At 42.3% G+C, this 404-nt stretch carries 1 pseudogene; it reads right to left on the bottom strand.

The annotated features are described in order from the left end of the window. Positions 1–9: 9 nt before the first annotated feature. Positions 10–404, bottom strand: a pseudogene (locus H4J67_RS20055) (transposase); the annotation flags it as partial.

Below are 404 nucleotides of genomic sequence, written 5' to 3'. Positions count from 1 at the left end.
TTCTTTTCAAATGTTGGTGTTGTGTTTATACGAGTGTGCACCTTCGACCAGTAGTCTTGCACGGCTATTACCACACTTAGTAATAGCCCCTAAATGGCGTTTATCGCCGCTTGAATGTTCACTAGTTACAAGACCTAGGTAACTCATTAATTTTCTAGGGTGGTCGAATCGCGATAAGTCACCTAGTTCGACAATCACGCCTGTAGCGACTAATAACCTCACACCACGGAGCGCCTTTATCGCTTTAAATACCGGATAAAATTGCCAACGCTTCACTTGATGGGTTAATTCATTATCCAGCCTTTTTAAACGTTTTAACCTTTCGGTAATGGTTGAAACGGCTTCTTGCAAAACAATTTGCTGACAAGGATGAGGTAGCACTAATTCAGCGAGCCAACGCAAAT

It is taken from the genome of Colwellia sp. BRX10-4 (assembly GCF_014077465.1).
GTDB lineage: Bacteria > Pseudomonadota > Gammaproteobacteria > Enterobacterales > Alteromonadaceae > Colwellia_A.
Note: the sequence above shows the minus strand (reverse complement) of the source record. Positions and strands in the feature narration are given on the sequence as shown.